Here is a 20583-nt window from a genome sequence, read left to right as displayed (position 1 = left end):
GTTGTTTTTCTAAACTTAGGAAGTAAGACTACTGAGGATGTTTTTTATATTGAAATTTTTCAAGATATTTATTCACGCAATCGTTATCGGGAACGTTGTCAGTTTTTCATTTTAGAAATGAGTAATGTGTGCCAATCGGCTATTTGACCAGCCATTTATCCACCGCCCGAGCTGCAATCATATTAGTGTTTTTGTATTTTACTAATATTTTATTTTGGTTACTGTCACCATAAAAGATATTGCCCGGGATTTAAATCTCTCTACGTCGACGGTTTCAAGAGCGTTGCGGGATAGCTATGAAATCAATCCGGAAACCAAACGATTAGTCACTGAGTACGCCGAACGGCTTAACTATCGTCCTAATCCTATTGCACTTAGCCTGAAAGAGAACCGAAGTCGGGTTATTGGTGTGATTGTTCCTCAGATTGCCAACAACTTCTTCTCGCAGGTCATCAACGGTATCGAAGCCGCTGCCCATGATCGGGGATACCACGTTATCATTTTTCAAAGTCACGAGTCGTACGAACAGGAAATGATAACACTGCAACAGGCCGTCGCCCGGAAGGTCGACGGTTTGTTGATTTCATTGTCAAGCAGTACGTCCGATGTGTCGCAGATTAAGGAGCTTCAGCAACGGAAACTGCCCATCGTGCTCTTTGATCGGGTGGTAAATGACCTGGATATTTTGTGTGTGACGGCCGATAATTTTGGGGGCGCTTTTGCTGCTACCGAACACCTGATTCAGACGGGACGCCGACGTATTGCCCATCTTGCGATTCCGCCCCATATTTCCATCACGCAGGAGCGTCTGGCGGGTTATCGGGCGGCTCTTGAAAAATACGAAATTCCTTACGACGAGAATCTGATACGTTATGCGAGTTTCGGTCAGAATGAAGTAGAACCAATTATCGATGAGCTACTTAGCTATAATCCTGACGCCTTTTTTGCTGCCAGTGACCGGCTCTCAACCAGTTGTCTGGCCGCGCTGAAAAGCCGAAATATAGCCATTCCTGAGCAGGTTTCACTGATTGGTTTCACCAACTTACCAGTCGCCGATTTGCTGGCTCCGCCGATGAGTACAGTCGAACAACCCGCTCTGGAAATTGGTCAGATGGCTGCCGAGCAACTTATTAATCTGATTGAAGGCAAGCAAAAAGACATTCAGCCCGGCACAAATCGAATTCCAACAACCATGGTCATACGCGCATCATCGCAGCCGGCTGGGAAGTAATTATTTTTGTCATTCCGATTTTTGTCATCCTGACGCAGGAAGGATCTTAACGTTCCCAGGCACTCTTGCAAGGACACCTTAAGATCCTTCCTGCGTCAGGATGACAAAAATTAACTACCACAATTCTCAGAGTTTCACTCCCTGAATGAGAATGGCAGTTTTGACCGACTGCTCTTTCAGGTGCAAAAACTGCTTCCGGCTTTCATCCTGACTGAAGGCGTGAAAATCCTGCTCCGTGTCGAATTTCACCAAGTGAATTTCATATGGTTTATCCATCTGGTGCTCAATGTAGGCATCGTTGGAGGGCCGGATACGTAGCAGAAGCTGGCCATTGTACTTCGTAATCAGAGGGATTGCTACGTCTTCGAATTCGTGAAACACGGCTTCCTGGCCTTCTTTGACGTAAATCAACTGTGTAAAGTAAATCATACAAAACAGGGTTTGTATGGCAATATCTGGAAAATTTACCGCCAACTAAAATCAGAAAATCATTATCTCACTTCATCGTCAGCGCATTAGCTGGTACGTTACTGGCTGTTTCGACGGCTTTTTTGGCGCGAGATGTATCAGTATTTAACAAACGGATCTCTTTAGTACGGTCGCCCGATACGTGCATCAGCAGGTCAGCTTTATCAACGTAGCGAATGTTGTCGAGTGTGATGCTCCGGCTGTTTTGAAGCTGCATTACCGTTTTGGCGGGCGTGAGTAGCGCTACGTTCTTCAGTCGAATATTCTCGGCTTCAATGCAGACAAGCCCTTTCCGACTTTGCAGAACCGCATTTTCGATTAGAATATCTTTCACGGCCATTTCGGGTAAACCGCGTACCAAAATGCCCGTTTCAGCGCCCTTACACGTTACGTTCCGAATCTGAAACGACCGAAACTGGGGCGTTCCTTCAGACAACGGCTGGACAGGAATTTCGGGAAGTTCATTACTTTCGCCATGCTGCGGTACCGGATCTTTGGCCGCGTAATACATATCGAACAGAATGGCTTCACCAGCAATGTTAGTCATGTCGATACCATCTACGAAAATGTTTTCGACAACGCCACCGCGACCACGCGTCGTTTTGAAACGAAGTCCTACGTCGGTGCCCATGAACTGACAGTTTGATACGTAGAGGTTGCGAACTCCACCCGACATTTCGCTGCCAATCACGAAGCCGCCGTGAGCATGATAAACCCGGCAGTTCCGTACGATGATATTCTCCGTCGGAATACCGCGTTTACGACCCTGCTCATCCCGCCCCGACTTGATGCAAATACCATCGTCGCCTACGTCGAACGTACAATCTTCCACCAGTCCGTTGCGGCAGGATTCCAGGTCGAGGCCGTCGCCGTTCTGGGCATACCACGGATTTTTAACGGTTACTTTACGTAGCGTAAAGTGCTCGCACAGAAGCGGATGAAGGCACCAGGCGGGCGAATTCTGGAACGTAACGCCTTCGAGCAAAATGCGTTTGCAACGTAGCAAACTAAGCATATTGGGCCGCAAAAAATCTTTGATCCCCTCGTAATACGTCATCGGTTGGCCCGACTTCTTAACCGCCATGTTTGCACCTTTAAACGACTGTTCCGATGGATACCACATGTCCTTTTTGTCGTTCACAACCCCGCCCGATGCGACTAATTTCGCCCATTGGTCGTCGGTCATTTTGCTACGTTTCACCATGCGCCAGACATCGCCTGCGCCATCGAGAATGCCTTTGCCCGTAATCGCAATATTTTCTAGATCGGTCCCTGAAATCGGAGCCTGATTCCGAACGGCATCTTCACCCTCCCAGTTTGTACTGACCAGCGGATAAATGCTACGTTGGTCGCTGAACTGGAGTAGAGCGCCCTCGGCCAGATGCAGGTTAACGTTGCTTTTCAACGTAACAGGGCCGGTTAACCAGAGACCGCGCGGTATCAGAACCACACCTCCACCGATGCGGTTACATTGTTCGATGGCTTTGTTAATCGCCGACGTATTGAGTGTCAGTCCATCGGCCACCGCCCCAAATTTGCTGATACTTACCGTATCTTTTTTAAAAGTGGGCGTTTGAACCTGGGGTAAATCGACACCGTTCCCTGCCGATTTATCGGTTGGGGCGGGGTAAAAAGCAGTCAGGATAAGAAATAAGGCAGAGCCAGCGATCAGTTTCATTGGATTTAGGAAATAAAACGACTAATTTTTAAGCTAAACGCCTGAATGGCAGTTCGTCTGTCGTTGTTTTTTTACCATAAATTGACCCAAAAAAAGAGCCGCATTCAAGTGAATACGGCTCTTTTTTTACGCAATCGTTACCGGCAACGATACCAATTGCTACGTCCATTTATCGAATCGGCGTATCACGCGAATCGGCGTAAGCTTTGCTGAAATCGATTTTTTTAACCTGCCCCGCTACGTAGCGAATGCCCTGAAAAATGTGCTTGATAAACAGCTCGTCGCCCAGATAATCGGTTTTGGCGTGACCGAGCGTTGTGCACCACGTATAGCCTCCATCAAAATTATAGTACCAGGCCGAAGGGTATAATTCAGTGTAGGAGCCGCCGAACATTTTCACTTTTTCGGGTTCGTCCTGATTGAGTGTCGTTATGTCGTTCGCCATAATAACCGTTGGCCCCGGCGACATATTCTTGGTGAAATAAAATTCGTCTTCCCGCTCCCAGCTTTTCGGAATAGACTGCATCGACGGATTTTTGGTATCGAGCACTTCAATACGGAATTTCTGGAATTTCGGGTGCCAGGCGAACGTACCACCGATCATCCGTTTGAACCACGTCCAGTTACGTTCGGTGCCCATGACCGAGTGAATACCCACAAAACCGCCCCCCGCTTCAACGTAGCGCCGGAACGCCAGTCGCTGTTCGTCGGTGTCGAAAACGTCGTTATTCGTACTGGCAAAAACGAGCAGGGTGTATTTCTTCAAATTGGCTTCTGTAAAGACAGTTGGTTGTGCCGACGTATCGACGCCAAAACCGTATTGCTGGCCCAGTTTCTGAATGCACAACTTGGCATTTGGAATGTTGTCGTGAACGTAGCCTTTGCCATTTTTGGTGTAAACCAGCACTCTAACATTTTTCCAGTTTACCTCCTGGCTCCAGCCTGCTGTTAGCGTAAGTAAGCAAATTGTAAAACTGGAAATGAGTACGTTGACTAATCGAGCCATTTTCTGAAAGAAGTTGATGCTTCTATAAGTCTGGAAGCTGATCAATCTACGCTTTACAGGAAATGAATAATGGATACTTTAAAATGAAGAATGTAAGGTGTTGCTATCCAACCTGTTTTTCATTGTCCATTATTCATTTACTACGCTACGTTCAGCCGGAAAAAAAACGAAGCACCGGGTGTTGCGTCATTGTGCAGACCAACCTCGCCCCCCATCGACTGAATGAATTCTTTGGAGATCGCCAGCCCTAGTCCGGTACCGCTGAGTTGTCCGTTTAGGCCGGGTGCGCGGAAGTACCGCTCGAAAACCCGTTCGCGATGTTCGGGACGCAGGCCGGGACCGAAATCACGTACCGAAAATTCAACCTGAGCGTCATCTTGTTGCGCCGAAATATCGATTTGACTGTCATCAGGACTATGACGTATCGCGTTGGAGAGAAAGTTGATGAGCACCCACGAAGCTTTGTCGGGGTCGGCTTTTACGGGGGGGAGATTGTTTGGTAGCGCTACGTTAAAACGAATGTTTTTCTGCTCGGCCTGCGTACGTAGCGCGTTAGTGGCCGTCTGAATCAAATCGTTAGGTAACACTGCCTGAACCTGCAATTGAATCTGCCCCGATTCTACCTGCGCCATATTGGTGAGTTCGCCCGTAATTGACAGTAGCCGGTCGGCGTTTTCACGGATGCTTTTTGCCAACTGCTGCTGTTCTTCATTCAGTGTCCCGACACGTTCGTTAGCCAGTAACGTCAGGCTCATTTTGATAGCAGAAATCGGCGTTTTTAGCTCGTGCGATACCGTTGCAATGAAATTTGTCTTGGCAAGATCGAGTTCTTTATACGCTGTAATATTCTGTAAAACAATGACGTAGCCCGCCTGAACGGACTGCTGTTCGCCCGTCGGCGTTACGTCAACCGATTGAATCTGTTTTGTATAATAGCTTTCTTTCCCCTGACCAGACATCCCAGGATCGTAGATTTTCAGCAACGTAGCAGGTGTATCGCTACGTTGCGTATTTATGAACGGTTCATCATCTTCATCCAGCATAATGTCCTGAATGAGTGTCCGCATCAAATCGTTGGTCGATGCTACGTCGGGGGCGTATTTGCCGATTAACTGCGCTTCCGAAACGCCCAGAAGTCGGCTGGCAACAGGGTTGACAAACAGAATTCTACGTTTTTCATCAAGTCCGATAATACCGTCGATCATAATCTGAACCAACGTATCGATACGTTTCTTGGCGAACAGCACGCGGGCCAGATTCGAGTGTTCGTATTCATCCAATTTCTGCGCCATCGAATTGAACGAGCGAGCCAGTTCGCCAAATTCATCACTTGATTTAAAATGAAGCCGCTGTTCGAAATTGCGGCTGGCAATCTGTTTGATACCCCGCGTCAATTCACGGACCGGATTGGCAATGTAGCTCGGAATGTTCACCACGAATGAAAACACAATCAGCACGCACAACGTAGCAACCACCGTCAGCCAGAGCAACGCATCGTCGGCGGTCTGTTTAGCGGTTTCGCTTTTCCGGACAATGGCTTCCCTGTTCAACTCATCCAGCGCGAATAGATTCTGTTGAATCCGACTGATTGTCAGAGAATCACGGTTGTTGATACGTAGTCGATCAAAGTCCCGACGTATCATTCGAGTTATCTTTTCCTCGCCAACTTCGGTGATGTTACGTTCCTGTTTTGTCAGGTTCTCCTCAAAGTCGGTTAGGGCGTCGCGGTCGTTTGGCGTAGTGAGCGCTTTCTGCATATTCGCCGTAAACTCAACCGATATGTAATTGTCTTTCAAGATAGCCTGCGAATCGTCGGAAAGGCGATTCAGGTAATACACACCCAGCCCGCCAAGCAGCAAAATGATGCTGAACAGAAACGTAAGAGAGAGCGATATTTTGGACTTGAGTGTCATAGGATTTAATGAATAATCGGGCCGCCCGTCCGGTGGAATGAATAATTATTCGTTTGATAATCAGTTGTAAGAGCATTGTTCATTATTCATTTCACGATAAAATAATCAGGTCGATATCAGAGGCTGAGAGCTTGGTTAATAATTGGTTAAATGCATTTGTTCGGAGAATAACTTCAAGTAATGTAAAATGCGGTTTACCGATACAAATAGTTGTTACGTTCCGTTTTTCGGCTTCGTCGACAATACTCTTAAAAATACTCGAACTTTTCACCTGAATCACTTCAGCGCCTAATTCAGTGGCTAGTTTGAGGTTGTTGATCAAATGCCGCTGTAAATCAAGTCGAATGCGATCGGGGCTTTCGGCAGGCATTTGCACGTAAAGGACGTACCACCGCGAGTTGTAATAAGCCGCTAACCGCGCCGTTTTGCGAATAACCCGACGCGCCGTTTCCGGATTCGTGCTAATGCTGGCCAGAAATCGCTCGGGTTTGGCTTGAACGTTTGTGGGAACCGTAGTTTCGATTTTACGTTCGACGGCGGTTGCTACCTCACGTAACGCCAGTTCGCGCAATTGCAGAATTTTTTCGGGCTGGAAGAAATTCGCCAGCGCCGTTTGCACTTTCGCTTTATCGTAAATCTTGCCCTCTTTGAGTCGATTAATAAGCTCATCAGCCGTCAGGTCGATATTTACTACTTCGTCGGCTACGTGCAAAACGCGGTCGGGGACGCGCTCCGTTACGTCGATGTTGGTAATGCTGTGAACCTCGTCGTAGAGGCTTTCGATGTGCTGAATATTTACGGCGCTGATTACATTGATACCGGCGTCCAGAATTTCCAGTACGTCCTGCCAGCGTTTTTCGTTTTTCGAACCGGGGATGTTAGTATGCGCCAGTTCGTCCACAATAACCAGTTCGGGGTGTGCGTTGAGGATGGCCTGTACGTCCATTTCGTCGAGTTCACGGCCTTTGTAAAATAGTTTTCGGCGCGGAATAATTGGCAATCCTTCAGTAAGGGCCAGTGTTTCGGTTCGGTTGTGCGTTTCGATGAGGCCAATCTTTACGTCGATACCGCTACGTAGCAGGGCATGTGCTTCCTGAAGCATTCGGTACGATTTACCGACGCCCGCGCTCATACCGATGTAAATCTTGAATTTACCCCGGCGCGACTCCTGAATGAGCCGAAGAAAGTTCTCTGCCGATTGGTCGTTGGAAGTCATTGAAACGTAGCGTGAAAAGGCCCCGACAGCCAGAGCCTGTCGGGGCCTAATAATTAAAAACTAACCGCTAGACTCGTTGTCAGCGACGTATTTGTTTTGCTCAACCCGCTCCGGGTTTCAAAAATAGGGTCTTTACTGGAATACAGTTTTCCCTCAATTCGGAAGAGTGCGTTTGGCAAAATAGCGTAATCGTAATTGAGCGAATAGCCCCATGTCTGGAAACCATTTGGTCGGTTCGCCGATGCGATTCCTGTGCTGATAATCAGGCCATTTCTGTCGTCGTAATATTCGATACGTCCGGCCATGTTGCTACGTTCGCCCGTACGTAGCCGGGCAATCACAACAGGCGAATACCATACATACGAACCATCGCCCATACGTCGACCCGTTCGCCCATCAGCGATTGGTTTACGATCAGCGCCAATATCGAAACCTAATGTAACGCCCAGCTTACCAGTCGGATTGATGATGGCGTAGAGGTTGTTGAAAAAACGCCCTTGTTTTAGCGAATCCGGCCGATCAGAACCGATGAACGTACTCCAGTTCAGGATCAGATTTGAACTCGGTTTATACTGAATTTGTGTGCTGATGGCGGGGCCACTGTATCCGTCCATTTTTTTGATACGTTGCCAGCCATTGAGGATGGAACCTAACAATGTCCATTTGCCGTTCGGCGTATTGTAGGTCAGTTTTGCGCCTGCCAGATAATAGGGCGAATTTTCGGCTAACAGGCTACGTGTCAGCGTCCAGCAATCTTTCGATATCGCACTTTCAAAACCGATGTGCGATGTGAAAATACCTGCGTCGAGCCACAAATCGCGACTTTTAGACAACTTCACACCTGCATTAGCTTCGAAAATGTGCCTCAGTAGTTCCTGCTCGGCGGCATAATTATACTGAGCATACGTACCGACTTGTAAGGCCAGATTCGCCCGCACGCGCTCGTTTGAGTAAGCGGCTTTTATGAACGCCAGATTCACATTTACTTCGCGGTTGCGCTTGTGATTATAAAGAAATTCCGGCCGTTCCTGCGCGGTTTTCGGAGACGTAAAATCGTGTACATAATACGCTTCGACATAGCCACTAACGTTTAGCGCCGACGTAGCATCCGACTTTGTTGAATCGGAGGAAGACTGCGCCATCGTGGGCAAAATCGTTGTTAAACCGAACGTACTGAGCAACAGATTTAGAAAGGTTTTCATGAATGTTTTGTTGTACGTAGTAATCGAAATCGAATCGCTTTATTTAAGCGTATCCAGCGCGATATTCAATGCTAATACGTTCACCGTCGATGGACCGAATAAACCCAGCAGCGGGCCTTTAGTTTGTTCGTCAACCAGTTGATTCAGTCGTTCAGCCGAAAGACCGCGAATTTTAGCAATGCGAGCATTCTGAATTTTGGCCGCTGTGGGCGATACGTCGGGGTCGAGGCCGGAGCCGGAAGCGGTTACCAGCTCGGCGGGAATGGCCGATTTTTGAACGGTTGAGTTATGCACCAAAAACGTATCGATACGTGCCTGAACCGTTTTCAGATAATCGGGATTGCTCGGCCCTTTGTTGGAACCGGCTGATCCGGCCGCATTATAATCCACCGCCGACGGACGTCCGTTAAAATAGCGATCCTGCGTAAACGCCTGTCCAATAAGCTTGTAGCCTACAATTTTACCGTTAACTGTAACAGTTTCTCCTTTCCCACTTCCGGGAGCCAGTCGCGCAATTCCTGCAACAACCAACGGATAAATAACGACCAATAAAACCAGCATGACCAACGTGAGTCGAATGGCTGTACTAAGATGAGTTTTCATGATTTTGAAGATTTTAAAGCTCCGACAGGCTCTGGCTGTCGGAGCCTACTTTTTTATACAAATATTCCGACGAGTAAATCGATTAGTTTAATGCCGATGAAGGGCGCTACGAGGCCACCAAAGCCGTAGATGAACAGGTTCCGACGTAGCAGTGCACTGGCTCCAATCGGTTTGTATTCTACACCACGTAGCGCCAGTGGAATCAGGAGCGGAATGATGATTGCGTTGAAAATAACCGCCGATAAAATGGCCGATTCCGGGCTGTGCAAACGCATTAAATTCAAACTTTGCAAAGCTGGAATGCTGACCACAAACAGCGCCGGAACGATGGCGAAATATTTCGCTACGTCGTTGGCGATGCTGAACGTAGTGAGTGTTCCGCGCGTGATAAGCAACTGTTTCCCAATTTCGACTACTTCGATCAGTTTGGTTGGGTCGTTGTCGAGATCGACCATGTTGCCGGCTTCTTTGGCGGCCTGTGTGCCTGAGTTCATGGCTACGCCCACGTCGGCCTGAGCCAGCGCGGGAGCGTCGTTCGTGCCATCGCCCATCATCGCTACCAGTTTGCCGCCCGTCTGCTCGCGACGGATGTAGTTCATTTTGTCTTCGGGTTTGGCTTCGGCAATGAAATCATCGACGCCCGCTTTTTCAGCGATGAATTTGGCAGTCAATGGGTTGTCGCCCGTAACCATTACTGTTTTGACGCCCATTTTGCGGAGTCGGTCGAAGCGTTCGGCGATGCCCGGTTTGATGATATCCTGCAATTCGATAACGCCCTTAATTTCTTCGTTAAGGGCAACTACCAGCGGAGTACCTCCATTCGCGGCAATTTCCTGCGCTTTCGTTTCTGTCTCTTTCGGAAATTGATTTCCAGCCCGTTCGACGATATTTCGAATCGAATCGGTAGCGCCTTTGCGAATACGTTCGCCGGTCGGTAAATCGATTCCCGATGAACGCGTTTCGGCCGTAAACTTGATAAGTTTGGCGCCGTTTGTGTTTAGATTCCGGGTTACCTCATTACCAGACAGTTCAACAATCGATTTGCCCTCTGGCGTATCATCGGCCAATGAACTGAGTGCTGCAATACGTACCATGTCGACTTGTTTTATACCGGGAGCCGGGTAAAAATTCGTTGCTTTCCGGTTGCCGATGGTAATTGTCCCCGTTTTATCGAGCAGCAACGTATCGACATCGCCCGCCGTTTCCACCGCCCGACCCGATTTGGCGATTACGTTGGCACGTAGCGCACGGTCCATACCAGCAATACCGATGGCCGAGAGCAGTCCGCCAATCGTGGTCGGAATCAGGCAGACGAACAGCGAAATCAGAGCGGCAATAGTGATGGACGTATTCGCGTAATCGGCGAAGGGTTTTAAGGCCACGCAGACGATGATGAAAATCAATGTAAAGCCAGCCAGCAGAATCGTCAGTGCGATTTCATTCGGCGTTTTCTGGCGAGATGCCCCTTCAACCAGCGCAATCATTTTGTCCAGAAATGATTCTCCCGGTTGTGTAGTCACTTTCACTTTGATACGGTCCGACAGCACTTTAGTACCGCCCGTTACCGACGATTTATCACCACCCGCTTCACGTATCACCGGCGCCGATTCGCCCGTAATGGCCGACTCATCGATGGTGGCTAAGCCTTCGATGATTTCGCCATCGGAAGGGATAATGTCACCCGGTTCGCAGAGAAATACGTCGCCTTTTTTGAGCTGCGCTGATGAGATGGTTTGAACCTCATCGAGTTTGTACTCGCCAACTGGGCGAATCACTTTGGCGGGTGTTTCCTGCCGGGTTTTACGTAACGATTCCGCTTGTGCTTTGCCTCGTGCTTCAGCAATGGCCTCCGCGAAATTGGCAAACAGAACCGTAATAAGCAGAACAAACGTAACAGTCAGGTTATAAATCAGCGACCCCTGCGACGTATCGCCCGAGAAAGCGATGTATAGCGTTACCAAAATCATGATGAACGTACCGATTTCGACGGTAAACATGACTGGGTTTTTAATTAGTATAGTGGGATTCAATTTTATGAATGATTCCCGAATGGCTGCTCCAACGAGTTCACGCTGGAAAAGAGCTGGGGAAGAAGATTGCTTTGCCATTTTGGTTAATTTATTTCAGAACCAGGATTTTCAGGATTTAAAAGATTTACAAGATTATGTATGTGGCAGCGATTGATTGGAGCGGAAAGTAAAATCCTGCTAATCCTTTCAATCTTGTTAAAATCTTGGTTCAGATTATTTCAGACTAAAGTATTCGGCCAGTGGGCCCAACGCCAGCGCCGGGAAAAACGACAGCGCTGTTAGAATGACGATCACCGCGAAAATCATCAGGCCGAACGTAGCAGTATCCACTGGCAACGTACCAGACGATTCAGGGACGTATTTCTTTTTCGCCAGCAAACCCGCGATGGCTACTGGACCAATGATCGGAACGTAGCGTCCCAGCAACAGAATGAACCCTGTCGATACGTTCCAGAAAATGTTGTTGTCACCTAGCCCTTCAAAGCCGGAGCCGTTGTTGGCATTGGCTGACGTCATTTCGTAGAGCATTTCTGAGAAACCATGAAAAGCTGGATTATTGAGCCAGGCAGACGGTTTTACAACCCAATCGACGTTGTTGTATTGGATAAATACCCAGGCTGCCAGTGCCGTACCACCTTTCACTAGTAGGGCGCTCAGGAGAGCAACCAGTGAGGCAATCTTGATTTCGCGTGCTTCTACTTTTCGTCCGAAAAGCTCAGGCGTTCGACCGACCATCAGGCCGGATATGAATACCGTGATAATCAGGAAGTAATAAAAATTGAGCAAGCCCGCACCGACACCGCCGTAGAACGCATTGACCATCATGCCCAGGAGTTCCATCGCACCCGAGAGAGCCATCGATGAGTCATGCATCGAGTTGACGGAACCTGTTGAAATAATGGTCGTGATGATACTCCAGTAGGCCGATGCCAGTGGCCCAAACCGAACCTCTTTACCTTCCATCGCACCCGTTGGCTGAGCGATACCCAATTGAGCAATGGCCGGATTTCCATGCAGTTCGGTAACGATAGTTGGAATCAGGAGTAAGAGCATACCGACCGTCATGACGCCATAAATCACCCACGCAAATCGTTTGCGGTTGATGAAAAATCCCAGCGCGAAAATCATGGCAATCGGTAGCACCATCTGCGCGATCATCTCCACCATATTAGTCAGGTAATTCGGGTTTTCGAGCGGGTGGGCTGAGTTAGCACCGAACCAGCCACCGCCGTTGGTCCCCAGGTGTTTAATGGCAATCATGCCAGCCGCCGGTCCGCGTGATACGTTGACGGTGTCGCCCTGCAACGTAACGATTGTGTCTTTACCGTCGAACGAAGCGGGCGTACCATTGAAGGCCAGAATGAGCGCAATAACTAGCGAACCGGGCAGAAAAACACGCGTAATTGAACGGGTAAACAGTACGTAGAAATTACCAACCGTTTCGCTACGTTCCGGCAGAAAAGAGCGAAACAATAGCACCGCTGCCGCCATGCCCGTAGCCGCCGACACAAACATCAGAAACATCATCACCGCTAACTGAGTCAGATACGTAGCACCCGATTCGCCGGAATAGTGCTGTAAATCGCAGTTGACCAGAAACGAAATGGCTGAATTAAACGCCAAATCGGGCGTCTGCGATGGGTTTCCGTCGGGATTCAACGGTAAAATGCCTTGAAATAATAGGAATCCGAAGGCGAGGAGAAACCATACTACGTTGATAGTCAGCAGCGCAGCCAGGTTTTGCTTCCAGTTCAGGTCGGCTGTTTCCGAAACACCGCCAAGCCGATAAATAAATCGCTCCAGCGGTTTCATAAAATCGGTGAGCGTTGGATCACCTTTAAACACACGGGCCAGGTATTTGCCCAGCGGAATCGCCAGTAGTACCGCGACGGCATACATGGCAATCACGCCTAACCATTCAGTTGTCATACAGGTAGTTAATTAAAATTTTTCGGGTCGTATCAGCACATACAGCATGTAGGCGAAGACCAGCAGCGAGATAATAAAAACGAAAGAGAGCATTTTTAAAGAGCGAAAGAGTGAATGAGCGAAAGAGTGCAAGAGTGATTGAGCCTCTTTGCTCTTTAAATATTTTCGAACCAGTCGATGGTTTTGTAAAAGATGGCGAAGCAGAGCAGGGCCAACATCAGGAGCAGCAGGGCAAGACTCATAAAACATGTTGATTAAATGTTGTGAAATCGCTTATGCCAAACTCTATTCCACTAAAACTTAATGGTACATATTAGGTAGTTATATTGCTGATTTTCAATAAATTGGTATTGTTGTTGCCTTTTGCAATAGTTATAAATGAAAAGCCGACCCTACCAAAATGGTAGGGTCGGCTTTTCAAAATGGTAGGGTTGGCTGCTGCGAGAGAGTTATCTAACGTGAGTTATGGATAATTTACAGGACAATCATTTAAATGTATTGCTGACGCGAGGGGCTTCGACAGGCTCAGCCTGACAGTCTATTTAAAGTTGTTGAATAAACTAGTTTGTCAGGCTGAGCCTGTCGAAGCCCCTCGCGTCAGCAATACATTCACCTGGCCATAATTCACGTCATCTAGCTGTTTTTGATATTGATACGTTTCAGCGGGAGCGATTTGGGCTTAGTAATAACCAATGGAATATCTTCGATCAGTACGTTGCTGGTATCCAGCCCGTAAGCTGCCTGTGGATCAAGGGCGATTTTTTTGAGTAACGCGTAACCAGACATGATAACCTGCTGGCGTGTAGTCAGGTCGTTTTCATAGGATAAAAAGCGCCGAAACAGTACAAACCGAAAATCGCCGGGAACCCGGTGCGTATTGAGCGATTTGTAACGGCTGTCAATAGTCACTTCTTTATTTTCGACCAGATCTTCAACTACCAGCCTGAATAACAGATTGATACGTGGCTCGATGCGAAAACCCAGATAGAACGTAATGACGTACACATCTTCCTCGGCCAGCGTTTCCACTTTATAGCGCATGACGTAAGGCTCGTCTTCCACGAATACATGAATAAACCAGTAAATATCTGCCCGTTTAGGTGCCCGGTTCAGGATGGAGTAAAGTGTTTCGGATTCGATACGTTGGCTCGTGTCGGACGTAGTGAGGTACACCAGATGCGTAGCGAATTTTGGGATATTTAAGTCATTGCTGAGTGCTTTGAGAATGGGCAGGTTGTCGGGCAGCGAATCGTAACGTATCAGGCTTTGTTTGATGGTTTCGCCTTCGCGCCAGAACAGCATCATGGCCATAATCAGTACGCCCAACGTAATGGAAATCCAGCCACCTTCTTCAAATTTTACCAGATTCGCAATCAGAAACGTGGTTTCTACGGCCAGAAAAATAACCGTCAGGCCAAGCCGCAGAATCACATTAAACCGCTTCACACGCATGTACATGCTCATGAGCACCGTCGACATCAGCATTGTCAACGTAACGGCCAGTCCGAAAGCGGCTTCCATATTTTTCGATTCCCGGAAGTGCAGGACGATCAGACAGCAACCGACCATCAGACCCCAGTTGACAAATGGTACGTATAATTGACCCCGCTCGTTAGAGGGATAACCGATCCGTTGCCGAGGCCACAGATTCAGGCGCATGGCTTCGCTGACGAGCGTAAACGAGCCGCTGATAAGAGCCTGCGAAGCGATGATGGTTGCCAACGTAGCGAGGCCAATACTGAAGACCGTAATACTAGGCGGGACGATGCTGTAAAACGGACTGGTTTCGCCCAGACGCTGCCCCAGATGATGTAACAACCAGGCCGATTGACCCGCATACGATAACACCAGCGTTGTTTTCACATAGACCCAGCTCACGCGGATGTTGCTACGTCCGCAGTGCCCCATGTCGGAATAAAGCGCTTCGGCCCCGGTTGTGCATAGGAATACACCGCCAAGTAGCCAGAATCCACTCGGATACGTTAGCAGAAAATGAATAGCATAATACGGGTTGATAGCCTTGAGTACCGATGGCTGGCTCCACAGCGCCCATAGGCCAATAACACCAATAAACGTGAACCAGATGAGCATCACTGGCCCAAACAGCTTGCCTAGTTGCTGTGTACCAAATTGCTGGCTGACAAACAGGACAATCAGAATCGCAATAACAATGGGAACAGTGTCGAGATTCGGATAAAAAATCAACAGTCCTTCAATGGCCGATGAAACCGAAATCGGTGGCGTAATCAGCCCATCAGCCAGCAGAAACGAACCACCAATAACCGCCGGGTACATGAGCCATTTCCCCGTAAATCGCCGGACGAGGGTGTATAGGGAAAAAATGCCGCCTTCGCCTTTGTTATCGGCACGTAGTGTTATGATTACGTACTTGATCGTTGTCTGCAACGTAAGCGTCCAGAGAATGCAGGAGAACGTACCGAGCACCAGTGTTTCGGACAGTTCACGCCCGCGCATCACTGCCGATAATGTGTATAGTGGAGATGTACCAATATCGCCAAAGACAATACCAATTGCTACCAGTAAGCCTTGAGCAGAAACTTTATTAAGCGATGAAGAAGACATGAATCATAGATTACGTTTATGTGGCGCGTTAAAACTACAAGGATAAGTCATTTATGTTTTTGTTCGTGGCCTGTTTCGGGGCAGTCTAGCCTTTATTTAATCCCGATTTAATCTCAACCAATTCGCCTTTTGAGTGACCTAATTCGCGTCCCCATTTGGCAACGGCTTCCAGTACGGGTAGCAACGTTCGGCCAAAATCGGTCAGTGAATAATCAACTTTCAAAGGTGGTTTGGTGGCGAATACTTCCCGACGTACCAGACCATCTTCTTCCAATTGTTTCAACTGGATACTCAGCATCCGTTCGGTTATCTGCGGAATCAACTGACGCAGTTCGCCGAAGCGTTTTTTATCGTTACGCAGATACCAAAGCACCACCGTTTTCCATTTTCCGCCGATGTAATCCATCGTAATATCCATGGCGCAGTGGTAGCGTTTTCCCTCAATTTCGAAAGCCACCTCCTGATCGTTTATTTTCATCTGATACGTTGCGTTAGTAATTGAAAAAAAGGTGGTACTACCATTTTTGATAGTTATTGTATGACCGGAAAGCTATAAATAGTTTTGCCACTATAAAAATTATAGTAGCAATCATGGCACAAAAAATAGCTATTCTGGGAACAGGTTCAGTAGGCAGAACCTTCGCCGAACGTTTAACTTCATTGGGTTATGACGTAACAATCGGCACACGTAACGTCGATGATACGTTGGTCAAAACGAAAACCGATTCATCTGGCAACGTACCACTTACTACGTGGTTGGAGGAACGTAATACGATACGTCTGGCTACCTTTACCGAAGCCGCGCAACAGGCATCGATTCTGTTTAACTGCACCAAAGGCGACGCATCTGTAGACGTATTGACGGCGGCTGGTGCCGAGAATCTTGACGGGAAAATTTTGATCGACGTAGCGAATCCACTGGATTTTTCGAATGGATTTCCGCCGTCGCTTTCAGTTTGTAACACCAATTCACTAGCTGAAGAAATTCAACGTGCTTTTCCGTCGCTACGTGTTGTGAAAACACTGAATACGATGACGGCAGCTTTGATGGTCAATCCTGCACTGTTAGTTGGTGATCATGCGGTTTTTGTCTGTGGTAATGATGAGGGCGCAAAGCAGGAAACGGCTAAACTATTAGAAGTTTTTGGCTGGAAATCAGCTTCCATCATCGACCTGGGTGATATCACAAACGCCCGCGCAACCGAAATGCTGCTACCCATCTGGGTTCGTCTGTACGGCAAATTCAAAACGCCGATTTTTAACTTTCAGATTAATACCGATGCCGCCGGTCAGTAAGATCGACAGTTGCCGTTGGTATACTTACTGTAGGTTTGCTTATGTTTATTAACAACGTAGCAAATCATCCATGAAAATTTTTGTCATCACGCTTCTGGTTATTATTGCACTCGGCTACCTGTTTGTAAAATGGGCAAACAAACCGGAAAATGTTGAGGCTTTACAGAAAAAACGCGCTAGTGAAGCAATCCAAAAAATAGAGGATGAAAAAAAGCAAGCTGCCCTTCTCATTGAACAGGCTGCTGCCCGAAAAGAAATCGAACGGAAAAAAGGCTTACTCAAACTCGTAATTGACGAGAATTTTGCCAGCAACCGATTTGAAAAACTAGCCTTTAATGACGGTAATATCAGCTATTTCAAATTTGGGAAAAATGAATTTGAATTTTCTGGCCTGCTAACCAAAGGGCAAAATGCGCAGAACTATTTTATTAGCTCAAGTGGTGATTTTGGGGATTTTGTGGCTGAAACACAGATTGCTATTTGGGGTACAGATTGTCATGCCGGAATTTTTTGGGATGGTCAACCAAACGGTACTAAAAACCCATCGCGCTATCAGGTAGCTTATTCGTCGCCCAATCGATTATACGTGGAAGCTGGGGAGGAAGAAAGTTACAACCTGGGTGGCCTGATTGCGAGTGAAAATATTCAGTTACTACGTGTTGAGCGGTTTGGCAAAATTCTAACGATCAGCGTTAACGGTAGAGTACTTTTCGATGAATTTCTGGAAACGGCCGGAAAGGGTAAAGTGGGCCTTTTCATTGGGCACCGTGGTGGAATTCGTGATAATACTGAGTCAATCAGCATTGCTATCAAGCATTTTAAAGTCTGGCAATAAACGTAGTTTAAGACGAAAACAGATCGCTCCAGCTTTGTCCAGTCATATCTATTCTCCCAATCCTATTTCCTGTAGTTTTCGGTAGAGTGTTGTCAGGCCGATACCCAGTAGCCGGGCCGTTTCGGTTTTGTTGCCGTTCGTATGACGTAGTACGCGCTGAATGTGCTGCCGTTCGACCGTCGCTAAATCCATTGCCGCTACGTCCGTATTTTCGATTGCCGATGTAGCGTGTTGCAGTTCATAAGGAAGCAGCGAAACCGTCAGCTCGAGTGGGCTATTTTGCGGTGAATCGGATAAAATAACTGCCCGTTCGATGACGTTTTTGAGTTCACGAATATTACCTTTCCACGCATGATGCTGGAGCTTCTGCACGAATGTATCGGTCAATACTACGTCCCGGCGGCCAATTTTGGTAGCATACTGCCTGGCAAACTGGAGGGCTAAATCAACAATGTCGTTGGGACGGCTACGTAGCGGGGGCAGTTCAATCTGAAATACCGACAACCGGTAAAATAAATCGAGTCGGAAATGGCCGAGATTGGCTTCCTGCTCCAGACTCCGGTTGGTGGCGGCAATAACGCGTACGTCGGTTCGGGTGGGTTTCGTATCGCCGACACGCAGAAACTCATGCGTTTCGAGCACACGTAGTAACTTGGCCTGTAAATCAAGCGGCATTTCACCGATTTCGTCCAGAAAAATAGTGCCTTTGTTGGCTTCGGCGAATAGTCCTTTCTGGTCGCGGCTGGCCCCCGTGAATGCCCCGGCGCGGTGACCAAAGAGCTCGCTTTCCAGAATATCCTTGCCCAGTGCCCCGCAGTTGATGGCCACAAACGGCTCTCCACGTCGCGGACTGGCCTGGTGAATGGCCTGAGCAAATACTTCTTTTCCCGTACCGGTTTCGCCCGTCAGTAATACAGTTGTATCGGTAACCGCTACTTTTCGCGCTAATTCGATGGCTTGCTGAATGGCTTTCGAATTTCCGATAATGCTCTCGAAGCCGTGCCGACGCCGAACCTGTTCTTCCAGTTGTTTAATCCGGAATTGAAGATTTGCCTTCTCCACCGCCCGACTCACGAGCGGAATAATTCGGTCGTTGTCGTCGCCTTTGGTGATGTAATCGAACGCGCCGTTTTTAATAGCCGTCACACCGTCGGCGATGGTGCCGTAGGCTGTTAATACGATGATTTCGGTGGCCGGATAAAGCTCCTTGATTTGGGCAGAAAGCTCGATGCCGTTTTTGTCAGGCAACTTTACGTCGCTGATAACCAGCTGCACTTCGTCGCGCTCAAGAACCTTCAAGCCTGCGCGGGCAGTTTCGGCTTCGAGCACGGTATAACCTTCGAGTTCCAGAATACGCGCCAGCAACTGACGCAACCGTGACTCGTCGTCAATAATCAGAATGGTAGCCGCCAACGTTATTTTTTTAGGTTGATCACTTGCGCCTGTTTCTGGGCTTTCAGTGATAACTCCGTAGCGAGGAAACAATGTTCCTGCGACATGGCCGTTTCTGTCCGGTTCAGTACGTCGTTTACCAATTGTTCGCCATAGGGGAGATTTTCTTTGCTGCTATCGACGTAGCGTGTTTCTTTTTGATCGGTGATAAACAAGTGATTACCACCTTCACGCCCGCCGGGGTCAATGTTTTTACGGATCTCGATAAACCCTTCCGTACCCAGAATTGTCAGCCGCCCGTCACCCCACGATTTCAGACCGTCGGGCGTGAACCAATCGACACGGATGTAGCCCATACCACCATCACCACGTAGCATTACGTCGCCAAAATCTTCAAAATTTGGGTACTGTGGGAAATGGACATTACCTACCTGAGCCGCCACAATATCTGCTTTGGTCGATCCGGTGAAAAACAGATACTGGTCGAACTGGTGCGAGGCAATATCACAGATAATTCCGCCAAACTGTTTCTTTTCGAAAAACCACGCCGGTCTCGTTTTCGGATTCATGCGGTGCGGCCCAAGTCCGATGGTTTGTATTACGTTGCCGATGGCTCCCGCCTTGACAAGCTCACCCGCTTTCACGGTGGCTTTATTTTCAAGCCGTTCACTGTACATGATGGAATAAATCCGCTTCGTTTCTTTCTGAACCTTACGGACTTCGGCCAATTGGTCGAGCGTTGTGATACCGGGCTTGTCGGACATGAAATCCTTTCCGGCCTTCATGACGCGGATGCCAAGCGGGGCACGTTCGTTGGCGATGGCTGAACTGAGCACCAGTTGGATACTTTTATCGTCCAGGATTTCCGCTTCGCTTTTGGCCTGTTTGGCCTGTGGAAAACGCTTGGCGAATTCTGCCACCAATTCAGGTTCTTTGGCATAAAACGATACAAGCTCTCCGCCACCACGTGTAACGGCACCGACTTGTCCGTATATATGCCCGTGGTTCATGCCAATGACCGAAAATCGAATGCGGGCTGCACCCTTCGGCTGACGGGCAATATCCAGCGACTGACTTGGGATAATAGTAGGTGCGCCGATAATTTCGTTTGACAGGGAAGGCAAAGTCACTAAGCCAGCAGCAGTAGCAAGGCTCTCTTTAATAAAGTTACGACGGTTGGCTTGTGATTCGTTCATAAGAT

General features: G+C 48.1%; 17 protein-coding genes. 3 read left to right on the top strand and 14 right to left on the bottom strand.

From position 1 onward, the window contains the following. The first annotated feature begins 214 nt into the window (after positions 1-214). Positions 215-1231, top strand: coding sequence for a LacI family DNA-binding transcriptional regulator (locus IC229_RS23975; RefSeq protein ID WP_190889614.1), 1017 nt, complete (start codon positions 215-217; stop codon positions 1229-1231). 126 nt (positions 1232-1357) lie between these two features. On the opposite strand, the gene IC229_RS23970 is transcribed toward IC229_RS23975, so the two are convergent. From IC229_RS23970 to IC229_RS23915, 12 genes are all read right to left on the bottom strand, one after another. Continuing rightward, complete coding sequence (locus tag IC229_RS23970) at positions 1358-1660, bottom strand: DUF1330 domain-containing protein (RefSeq protein WP_190889612.1); 303 nt, start codon at positions 1658-1660, stop codon at positions 1358-1360. Positions 1661-1727: 67 nt separating this feature from the next. Then, entirely contained in the window at positions 1728-3377 is a 1650-nt protein-coding gene (locus tag IC229_RS23965; protein WP_190889611.1) for a glycoside hydrolase family 28 protein, read from the bottom strand. Between the two features lie 169 nt (positions 3378-3546). Further along, entirely contained in the window at positions 3547-4383 is an 837-nt protein-coding gene (locus IC229_RS23960) for a ThuA domain-containing protein (protein ID WP_190889609.1), read from the bottom strand. A 140-nt stretch (positions 4384-4523) separates the two neighbouring features. Then, positions 4524-6296: a sensor histidine kinase gene (locus IC229_RS23955; RefSeq protein ID WP_190889607.1), complete on the bottom strand. Its 1773-nt coding sequence runs from the start codon at positions 6294-6296 to the stop codon at positions 4524-4526. Positions 6297-6387: 91 nt separating this feature from the next. Next, a complete protein-coding gene (locus tag IC229_RS23950; protein WP_190889606.1) occupies positions 6388-7512 on the bottom strand; it encodes a sensor protein KdpD in 1125 nt (374 codons plus the stop codon). A 53-nt stretch (positions 7513-7565) separates the two neighbouring features. After that, positions 7566-8714, bottom strand: a complete 1149-nt coding sequence (locus IC229_RS23945) for a porin (protein ID WP_190889604.1) — start codon at positions 8712-8714, stop codon at positions 7566-7568. Positions 8715-8753: 39 nt separating this feature from the next. Beyond that, a complete protein-coding gene (locus tag IC229_RS23940; protein WP_190889602.1) occupies positions 8754-9317 on the bottom strand; it encodes a K(+)-transporting ATPase subunit C in 564 nt (187 codons plus the stop codon). A gap of 53 nt (positions 9318-9370) precedes the next feature. Next, positions 9371-11425, bottom strand: coding sequence for a potassium-transporting ATPase subunit KdpB (gene kdpB / locus IC229_RS23935; protein ID WP_190889600.1), 2055 nt, complete (start codon positions 11423-11425; stop codon positions 9371-9373). A gap of 135 nt (positions 11426-11560) precedes the next feature. Beyond that, positions 11561-13276 (bottom strand): potassium-transporting ATPase subunit KdpA, encoded by a 1716-nt coding sequence (gene kdpA / locus IC229_RS23930; protein WP_190889599.1) that lies wholly within the window; start codon positions 13274-13276, stop codon positions 11561-11563. Between the two features lie 12 nt (positions 13277-13288). Next, complete coding sequence (locus tag IC229_RS23925) at positions 13289-13369, bottom strand: potassium-transporting ATPase subunit F (protein ID WP_190889755.1); 81 nt, start codon at positions 13367-13369, stop codon at positions 13289-13291. A gap of 540 nt (positions 13370-13909) precedes the next feature. After that, entirely contained in the window at positions 13910-15859 is a 1950-nt protein-coding gene (locus tag IC229_RS23920; protein WP_190889597.1) for a KUP/HAK/KT family potassium transporter, read from the bottom strand. Positions 15860-15944: 85 nt separating this feature from the next. Beyond that, positions 15945-16337: a winged helix-turn-helix transcriptional regulator gene (locus tag IC229_RS23915; protein ID WP_190889595.1), complete on the bottom strand. Its 393-nt coding sequence runs from the start codon at positions 16335-16337 to the stop codon at positions 15945-15947. A gap of 113 nt (positions 16338-16450) precedes the next feature. On the opposite strand from IC229_RS23915, the gene IC229_RS23910 reads away from it, so the two are divergent. Together IC229_RS23910 and IC229_RS23905 are read left to right on the top strand one after the other, a co-directional pair. Further along, a complete protein-coding gene (locus IC229_RS23910) occupies positions 16451-17155 on the top strand; it encodes an NADPH-dependent F420 reductase (RefSeq protein WP_190889594.1) in 705 nt (234 codons plus the stop codon). Between the two features lie 70 nt (positions 17156-17225). Continuing rightward, a complete protein-coding gene (locus IC229_RS23905; RefSeq protein WP_190889592.1) occupies positions 17226-17990 on the top strand; it encodes a hypothetical protein in 765 nt (254 codons plus the stop codon). A 48-nt stretch (positions 17991-18038) separates the two neighbouring features. On the opposite strand, the gene IC229_RS23900 is transcribed toward IC229_RS23905, so the two are convergent. Together IC229_RS23900 and IC229_RS23895 are read right to left on the bottom strand one after the other, a co-directional pair. Further along, positions 18039-19403 carry a sigma-54-dependent transcriptional regulator gene (locus IC229_RS23900; protein WP_190889590.1) on the bottom strand — a complete coding sequence of 455 codons (1365 nt, stop codon included), beginning with the start codon at positions 19401-19403 and terminating at the stop codon, positions 18039-18041. A 2-nt stretch (positions 19404-19405) separates the two neighbouring features. Beyond that, positions 19406-20578, bottom strand: a complete 1173-nt coding sequence (locus IC229_RS23895; RefSeq protein ID WP_190889588.1) for a Gfo/Idh/MocA family protein — start codon at positions 20576-20578, stop codon at positions 19406-19408. Between the last annotated feature and the right edge of the window lie 5 nt (positions 20579-20583).

Source organism: Spirosoma profusum, from assembly GCF_014699005.1.
In the GTDB taxonomy this organism is placed as follows: domain Bacteria; phylum Bacteroidota; class Bacteroidia; order Cytophagales; family Spirosomataceae; genus Spirosoma; species Spirosoma profusum.
This window is presented reverse-complemented; position numbering and strand designations above follow the sequence as displayed.

Bases quoted from the DNA above. Each gene is read 5' to 3' on its own strand.
- IC229_RS23970 (WP_190889612.1), bottom strand. From the start codon at position 1,660: ATGATTTACTTTACACAGTTGATTTACGTCAAAGAAGGCCAGGAAGCC.
- IC229_RS23965 (WP_190889611.1), bottom strand. From the start codon at position 3,377: ATGAAACTGATCGCTGGCTCTGCCTTATTTCTTATCCTGACTGCTTTT.
- IC229_RS23960 (WP_190889609.1), bottom strand. From the start codon at position 4,383: ATGGCTCGATTAGTCAACGTACTCATTTCCAGTTTTACAATTTGCTTA.
- IC229_RS23955 (WP_190889607.1), bottom strand. From the start codon at position 6,296: ATGACACTCAAGTCCAAAATATCGCTCTCTCTTACGTTTCTGTTCAGC.
- IC229_RS23950 (WP_190889606.1), bottom strand. From the start codon at position 7,512: ATGACTTCCAACGACCAATCGGCAGAGAACTTTCTTCGGCTCATTCAG.
- IC229_RS23945 (WP_190889604.1), bottom strand. From the start codon at position 8,714: ATGAAAACCTTTCTAAATCTGTTGCTCAGTACGTTCGGTTTAACAACG.
- IC229_RS23940 (WP_190889602.1), bottom strand. From the start codon at position 9,317: ATGAAAACTCATCTTAGTACAGCCATTCGACTCACGTTGGTCATGCTG.
- kdpB (WP_190889600.1), bottom strand. From the start codon at position 11,425: ATGGCAAAGCAATCTTCTTCCCCAGCTCTTTTCCAGCGTGAACTCGTT.
- kdpA (WP_190889599.1), bottom strand. From the start codon at position 13,276: ATGACAACTGAATGGTTAGGCGTGATTGCCATGTATGCCGTCGCGGTA.
- IC229_RS23925 (WP_190889755.1), bottom strand. From the start codon at position 13,369: ATGCTCTCTTTCGTTTTTATTATCTCGCTGCTGGTCTTCGCCTACATG.
- IC229_RS23920 (WP_190889597.1), bottom strand. From the start codon at position 15,859: ATGTCTTCTTCATCGCTTAATAAAGTTTCTGCTCAAGGCTTACTGGTA.
- IC229_RS23915 (WP_190889595.1), bottom strand. From the start codon at position 16,337: ATGAAAATAAACGATCAGGAGGTGGCTTTCGAAATTGAGGGAAAACGC.
- IC229_RS23910 (WP_190889594.1), top strand. From the start codon at position 16,451: ATGGCACAAAAAATAGCTATTCTGGGAACAGGTTCAGTAGGCAGAACC.
- IC229_RS23905 (WP_190889592.1), top strand. From the start codon at position 17,226: ATGAAAATTTTTGTCATCACGCTTCTGGTTATTATTGCACTCGGCTAC.
- IC229_RS23895 (WP_190889588.1), bottom strand. From the start codon at position 20,578: ATGAACGAATCACAAGCCAACCGTCGTAACTTTATTAAAGAGAGCCTT.